This is a genomic window from Catenulispora sp. GP43, assembly GCF_041260665.1.
Classification (GTDB): Bacteria; Actinomycetota; Actinomycetes; order Streptomycetales; family Catenulisporaceae; genus Catenulispora.
Map to the genome: position 1 here is coordinate 22,401 of NZ_JBGCCT010000052.1, position 7,263 is coordinate 29,663.

Here is a 7,263-nt window from a genome sequence, read left to right on the forward strand (position 1 = left end):
TCTCCTCGACTGCTAGTTGCATGTACGTGCAAGTTCTTGGGGATGCAAAAAGCATGCACGTACAACTAAACTGCTGTCAAGCATCAGCCCGAGGAGTGATTCGATGCCGTCGTCGGCGAAGACCACGAAAACCACGAAGGCCACGAAGGCCACAGACTCCCACACCTGGAACCGTCTGCTGATCCTGCACACGCACGTCGAGGGCCGTCTGGCGGCCGTCCTGCAACGCCGCCACGGCCTCGGCCTGTCCGAATACCGCGCCCTGGGCTTCCTCACCGAGGCGGAGAAGAACGAACTGCGCATGACCGAACTCGCCGACCGCCTCGGCCTCAACCAGAGCTCGGTCACCCGCCTGGTGAACCGCCTCAACGCCGCCGAGTTCACCTACCGCGATCTGTGCCCCGACGACAAGCGCGGCGCCTACACCGTCCTGACCGCCGCCGGCCGCGACCGCTACCGCGAAGCCCGCATCACCTACGAGACCACTCTCAGCGCCGCCCTCGACGAACTCGCCGAGGCCGATCCGGGCCACGCCGCGATCGTCGAGGCCGCGCGCGCCGTCGTGTAGTCCGGCGTACGTTCCCGGGCGTAGCCCCGAACTCCCACCTCCGGCCGATGCCGAAGCAGCCCACAGCGAGCGAGGATCACTTCCATGGCGACGGATGACCTCGACGTTGCGGACCCCACTCCGGAAGCGGAGCAGTACGACACCGTCGACCTGCCCCGCCGCCCCTGGTACCGCCGCGTCCTGCGGCGCGCGGCCAAGACGGCGGCGGTCGTCTTCGTCACGCTGACGATGCTCTCGGTGCCCTACAACGCCTACACCGCGGGCACCGTCGCGCCGCCGCCGGGCCTGACCTACATCACCGCCGCCGGCATCCACACCCGGTACGAGACCTGGGGGACCGGCGGCTCGCCGATCGTCCTGGTCCACGGCGCGTTCGAGGACTCCGACACCTGGCAGGATCTGGCCGCCGTGCTGGCGCGGGACCACCGTGTCTACGCTCTGGACCTCACCGGCTCCGGCTACAGCCAGCGCGTCTCCCCTTATACGCCGCAGCACATGGCCGCCCAACTCAACGGCCTGGTCGCCGCCCTGCACATTGACCGTCCGGTGCTCGTGGCACACTCCAGCGGCGCGGCCGTGGCTGCCGAAGCGGTACTGGAGTCGCCCCATACCTACAGCGGCCTGATGTTCCTCGACGGCGACGGCCTGCCGATCCCGAGCCCTCCCACATGGATCCTGGGACCGCTGCGCACCTCGGCCCTGCGCTTGGTGCTGCGCTCGGACTGGGCCATCCGCACCATCTACGCCTCGGAATGCGGACCGGCGTGCCCACGCCTCGATGCCGCGGGCGTGGAGCGGTTCCGGCGCCCCTATCAGGTGGCCGACGCCGAACAAGGGCTGTGGGACACCATCGACAACGTCGGCGGGCCTGGCCTCCCCGCTTCCCGCCTCGCCCAGCTGAAGCAACTGTGCCTGCCCAAGGCGGTCACCTTCGGCGCGCAGGACTCGATGTTCGCGGCCAACGCGCCGGAGAGCGTCGCCGCGAACATCGGGGCACCGGCACCCACGGTCATCCAGGGCGCCCACCACCTGTCGCTGGTCTCCCATCCAGCACAGGTGGCGGCGTCCGTGGAAGCGCTGGTAACCCGCGCCGAAACCGGCTGTTGAGCGGCGGCGTCCGGCAACTTCAAGCCGGTGCCGACGTCAGCTCACGGTGACCACGTCCAGATCCGGCGCGTACGCGGTGTCGTTGTGGAACTTGATCGTGTTGCTCCCCGCGGTGAGCTGCACGGTCATACTCGCCGTGGCCGGCGTCGCGAAACTGGTCCCGGTCAGCTGCTCCACGATGTCCGGGCCGCCGTTGACGCTGATCGAGAAGCTCCGGGTGCCGCTGACCAGGTAGGCGAAGGTGAGCGTGTGGCTGCCGGCGGTCGGCTCGGTGATGCCGTTGATCGTCACGTAGTTCGCCGCGCCGTTGCCGATGTACCCGACCTTGTGGCCGCCGGAGCACGCGGCGCACGCGGACACCCGTGCGGCCCCGGCGATCGTGTTGCCGGCCGCCTCGGCCTCGATCGTGACGCTCCCGCCGCTCCCCGCGGGCACCGCCTTGATCAGCTTCACCGCGCCGGGGCCGAGCGTCACGCTGTACGTGCCGCTGATGGTCCCCAGCGAAGCGCCGCTCCACAGATCGGTCGCGCTCGCGCCGCCGGAGATCCCGGCGGCCGACAGCGGGACGCTCACCGTGGTCGAGCCGGTGCCGCCGTCGTTGAACAGGCCGATGATGACGCTGCCGTCCTTCTCCTTCTTGCTGTAGACCTGCTGGTTTCCGTTGTTCACGATGCGCGGGGCATCGATCGCGTCCTGGTCGACAGCCAGGACGCGACCGTTCTTCAGGTAGCCGAGCTCGGTCTGGTTCAGGGCCGTCAGATCGGTGCCCAGGATCAGCGGGCTCGCGCCCAGCGCCCACAGGCTCATCTGCGACTGCTGCTCGGCGTCGGTCAGGCCGGTGGCCGAGCCGTTGCCGACCTCCAGTGAGTCGTAGTCGTTGAACGCCCCGGGCCCGCCGTCCGGCTGCCACGAGGCGACCTGCCCGAACCGGCTCTGGACGTGGGACCAGTCGGTGAGCGTCCCGGCCGTGCTGCAACTGCTGTAGCACTCGATGTCGCCGCTGGTGCGCCAGCCGTTGGCGTACTGCTTCCAGGTCGCGGCGCTGCCGATCGCCAGGTTGTTGGACAGCTCCAGGTGGATCGGACGCCCGGTCTGCACCAGCGCCTTCGACCACGCCTGGATGTCCGGGACGTCGGAGGTGCCGACGCCGTCGATCTTCACGTAGTCCACGCCCCAGGACGCGAACTCGTCGGCCCAGGAGTCGATGAACGCCTGCGCGCCGGGCTTGGTGTAGTCGATGCCGACCATGCCCTTGCAGTTGTAGTTCTTCTCGGCCGTCGTAGTCGCGATGTCCTTGACGTGGTACGACGTGCCGAGGATCGCGCTGTTCTGGGCGACGGCCTGCTGGGAGACGCCGGGCGTGACGTAGAGGCCGAACTGGAGGCCGTCGGCGTGCACGTGGTCGGCGACAGCCTGGATCCCGTTGGTGCCGCCGGAGGCCGGGAACTTCGTGGCGTCGGTGACCCAGCGGCCGTTCGCGTCCACATTCGGGCCCTGACTCCCCGGGCACTGGTACCAGAAGTCGTCGACGTTGACATACTGGAAGCCGGCCGCGGCCAGCCCGGACGCCTTCATCGCGTCGGCCTGCGCGTCGATCTTCGCGGCGGTCGGGTCCTTGCGGACGAAGCTCCAGCTGGACCACCCGAGCGCCGGGGTGAGCCCGACGCCGTTGGCCTCCGCGTGCGCCGGGGCGGCGGCCCCGACCGGCGGCAGGAGCGCGGCCACGACCGCCAGTCCGACGGCCGCGGTCCACGTCCTGATCCCTGTGATTGCTCGCGAACGTCGCCTCATCGTGGGCTCCCGCTAGTAAAGTAGATTTACTCGGTTCCGCAGCGCAAGGTACTGCGCCGGGCGGCGCGCGGCAAGGGTCGGATGAATGATCTCAAGGTTCGATGATGAATCCCCATGAAACCGTGTTTAACTCCCGCATTCTGCGGACACCGTTGCCGAAACCTCGGATGTTTGCTTGACTCCGCCGCATGACAAAGCGTTCTGTGCCGCTCGGCATCAGATCTCTGATGATCGGAGCGGCGACGGTTTCCCTTCTGGGCGCGGCGGGATCCATGACGGTCGGCCGCGCCGCCACGCCGGCGGTCGCCGGACAGGTCTACGTCTCGCCCCACGGCAGCGACAGCAACCCGGGCACCGCCTCCGCCCCGGTCCAGACGATCGGCAAGGCGCAAACCCTGGTCCGCGCACTGGACCAGAACATGGGCGCCGACGTGACAGTCGTCCTGGAAGACGGCTTCTACCGCATGAACAGCCCCCTGACACTCACCGCCGCCGACTCCGGCACCAACGGCCACAACGTGGTCTGGACCGCGGACAGCGGCGCCCATCCGGTCCTGGCCGGCTCGGCCCAGATCACCGGCTGGAAGCCGATGAGCGCCGGCAGCCCGATCTGGGTCGCGCAGGCGCCCGCCGGCTTGCAGACGCGGCAGCTCTACGTCAACGGCTCCCGCGCGGCCCGTGCCAACGGCACCCTGCCCGCCGCACTGACCGGCCAGGACTCCACCGGCTACAGCGGCGGCGGCTCGAAGATGGCGGCCTGGCGCAACCCCAGCGGCGCAAAACCGCAGCTGGAGTTCGTCTACCGCGGCGGTCTCGGCGCCTGGACCGAGCCGCGCTGCCCGGTGGCCTCGTTCAGCGGCGCGGCCGTGGTCATGGCGCAGCCGTGCTGGACCAACTCCACGGCCCGCGCCGGGTCGTTCCCCGACGGCCGCGCGTACAACCTGGTCGGCCGCAGCTCCATCACCGAGCAGCCGACGAGCGTGGAGAACGCCTTCCAGTTCCTCAGCGCCGGCACCCCCGGCCAGTGGTTCCTCGACCAGGGTGACAGCAAGCTGTACTACGTCCCGCGCCCCGGCGAGACGATGAGCACCGCCGACGTCGAGGCGCCGGTGCTGCAACAGCTGGTCACCGGCGGCGGCACCGCTTCGGCGCCGCTGCACAACGTGGTGTTCTCCGGCATCCAGTTCTCCTACGCCACCTGGCTCGGTCCGCAGTTCCACACCCAGGGCACCAGCGACGGCTTCTCCGAGATCCAGGCGAATTACCAGGTGACCGGTGCGAAGGGCGCGGCCTCGCAGGGGCTGTGCCACGTTCCGCCGTCGAGCTACACACTCGGATCGTGCCCCTACGCGGCGTGGACGCAGATCCCCGGCAACGTCTCGCTGACCTACGACCAGCACATCCAGTTCACCGGCGACGCGTTCGTCCACCTCGGCGCGGCCGGCCTGGCCCTCGGCGACGGCTCGCAGAACGACGTGGTCAAGGACGACGTGGTCACCGACGTGTCCGGGAACGGGATCCAGCTCGGCAACGTGGACCTGCCGACGGCCACCGGCGCGTCGCAGACCTCTGGCAACTCGGTGACCGACAACCACGTCTTCGACGTCCCGGTCGAGTTCCACGGCGGCATCGGCATCGACTCCGGCTACGCCGCGCACGACACCGTCAGCCACAACCAGATCGACCACACGCCCTACACCGCGATCTCGCAGGGCTGGGGCGGCTGGCCGGACAAGGAGAAGGAGGCGCCGCAGGCGAACTTCTCGCGCGACAACGCCATCTCCAACAACCTGATCTTCGACCACATGAGCCTGCTCAACGACGGCGGCGCCATCTACACGCAGGGCATCACCGGCACCTCCCTGGCCGACGGCGAGCACGTGTCGGGCAACGACATCCACGACCAGACGGGCAGCGGGCACGTCATCTACACGGACAACGGCTGCACCTTCGAGACCATCACCGGCAACGCGGTCTCCAACAACCCGAACGCCCAAGCCTGGGCCTCGCGGCACTCCGACTACGCACCCGGCGCGACCACGACCTACGACCCGACCGATGTCGAGGGCAACTACTTCCAGAACCCCTCGGGCTACACCACCGGCGGCGGAGTCACGGTCGCGAACAACACCACGATCACCGGTCCCTCGCAGGTCCCCGCCTCGATCGCGGCCAATGCGGGTATCGAGGCGGCCTACAAGGGCATCCTCAGCTGGACCCAGGCCCCGCTGCCGCCGGTTTCGGGTGGGTGAGGGCCATGCGACTCCCGTCTCGCCTCCGCCGCCGCCGAGGCCTTTGCGCCATCGGTCTGGCCTGCGCTCTGATCGCCCTGCCCGCCGCCAACCAAGCCGCTGCTGCCAACCAAGCGTCCGCCGGCACCCACACCCCGGTCACCGTCACCGTCGACCACAGCGCCGCGGGCGTCGTCGGCACCGGCTTCGCAGGCTTCAGCTATGAGAAGGACCGCGTCGGCGCCGGCATGTTCGACCCCGGCGACACGGCCCTGGTCAACCTGTTCCGTCTGCTCGGTCCCGGCTGTCTCCGCATCGGCGGGAACCTGGTCGACATCGTGAACTGGAACCCGGCCGGTGCCGGCGGCTCGGCGTCGGAGATCGCGCCGGCCGACGTCACGAAGCTGGCCGCGTTCGCCAAGGCGACCGGCTGGCACGTCATCTACGGCATCAACCTCAAGACCAACACCCCCGCCAACGCCGCGTCCGAGGCGGCCTTCGCCGCGCACGCGCTGGGCTCCAACCTGGTCGCCTTCGAGATCGGCAACGAGCCCAACGTCTACGGCACCGAGGCCGCCTACGAGGCCTCCTTCAACACCTACACCGCCGCCATCCGCGCCAAGGTGCCGCAAGCGGTGTTCGACGGCCCGGGCACGTATCGCCATGGCAGCTGGGACGCCCAGTTCGCCGCCGACGAGAAGGACAACCACCTGGCCATGCTGTCGATGCACATGTACATCGGCAGCAACACCACGGCCTCGATCGCCGGCATGCTCTCGTCCAACCCGAGCAGCTTCACCACCGATGCCACAGCGATTGCCGGCGCCAAGACCGCGGACCACATCCCGCAGTGGCGCATGACCGAGGCCAACTCCTACTTCCACGGCGGCGCCGCGGGCATCAGCAACGTGCAGGCCGCCTCGCTGTGGTCGCTGGACTTCATGGAAGGGCTCGCGGCGGACGGTGCCGCCGGTGTCAACTTCCACGGCGGGACCTCGTCCCAGTTCACCCTCAACTACTCGCCGATCGCGTTCAACGGCCTGACCCCGACTGGTGTGCAAGGCGTCTACTACGGCGAACTCCTATGGAAACTCGCCGGCGCCGGCACGCTCCACACGGCCACCGTCACCGGCAGCACCTCGGTCTCGGCGTGGGCGATCGGCGACAACGTCATCCTCGACAACAAGGGCACGACCGCGGTCACCGCGACCGTCACCCTCCCCGCCCCCGCGTCCTCCGGCTCCGGCTACCTCCTCACCGCGCCGTCCCTCACCTCGACGGCGATCACCATCGCCGGCTCCGCGGTGAGCGGCGACGGCACCTTCACCCCGAGTCCCAAGCACATCGCCGTCTCCGGCACCCGGATGACCGTCACCGTCCCGGCCGGCAGCGCGGCACTCGTGGTCACCCACTAAGGAGGACAGCTACCGAGAACAGCTGTGGGGCGCGCGTCCACCAGACGCGCGCCCCACGCATCCACCCGGCCGCCCGCCCGCAACCGGTAGGCAGGGTCCACTGGTGGGTGGCCCCGTCCGTGCCGTGCCAGATCTGCAAACGGGGCCCCGT

At 69.3% G+C, this 7,263-nt stretch carries 5 protein-coding genes; 4 read left to right on the forward strand and 1 reads right to left on the reverse strand.

Translation table 11 applies throughout. The features are described 5' to 3' along the window. Positions 1-103 precede the first annotated feature (103 nt). Both ABH926_RS51020 and ABH926_RS51025 read left to right on the forward strand, forming a co-directional pair. On the forward strand, positions 104-568 hold the full coding sequence (locus tag ABH926_RS51020; protein WP_370374670.1) for a MarR family winged helix-turn-helix transcriptional regulator: 465 nt from the start codon (positions 104-106) through the stop codon (positions 566-568). A gap of 84 nt (positions 569-652) precedes the next feature. Continuing rightward, the gene (locus tag ABH926_RS51025) at positions 653-1,675 is read left to right on the forward strand and encodes an alpha/beta fold hydrolase (protein ID WP_370374671.1); all 1,023 of its coding nucleotides are present in this window, start codon (positions 653-655) and stop codon (positions 1,673-1,675) included. 36 nt (positions 1,676-1,711) lie between these two features. Here the strand turns inward: ABH926_RS51025 and ABH926_RS51030 are convergent, their stop codons facing one another. Further along, positions 1,712-3,466, reverse strand: coding sequence for an alpha-galactosidase (locus tag ABH926_RS51030; protein WP_370374672.1), 1,755 nt, complete (start codon positions 3,464-3,466; stop codon positions 1,712-1,714). A gap of 188 nt (positions 3,467-3,654) precedes the next feature. Between ABH926_RS51030 and ABH926_RS51035 the strand changes: the two genes are divergently transcribed. Next, entirely contained in the window at positions 3,655-5,718 is a 2,064-nt protein-coding gene (locus ABH926_RS51035; protein ID WP_370374673.1) for a right-handed parallel beta-helix repeat-containing protein, read from the forward strand. A gap of 5 nt (positions 5,719-5,723) precedes the next feature. Next, positions 5,724-7,112, forward strand: a complete 1,389-nt coding sequence (locus ABH926_RS51040) for a hypothetical protein (RefSeq protein ID WP_370374674.1) — start codon at positions 5,724-5,726, stop codon at positions 7,110-7,112. The last annotated feature ends 151 nt before the right edge of the window (positions 7,113-7,263 follow it).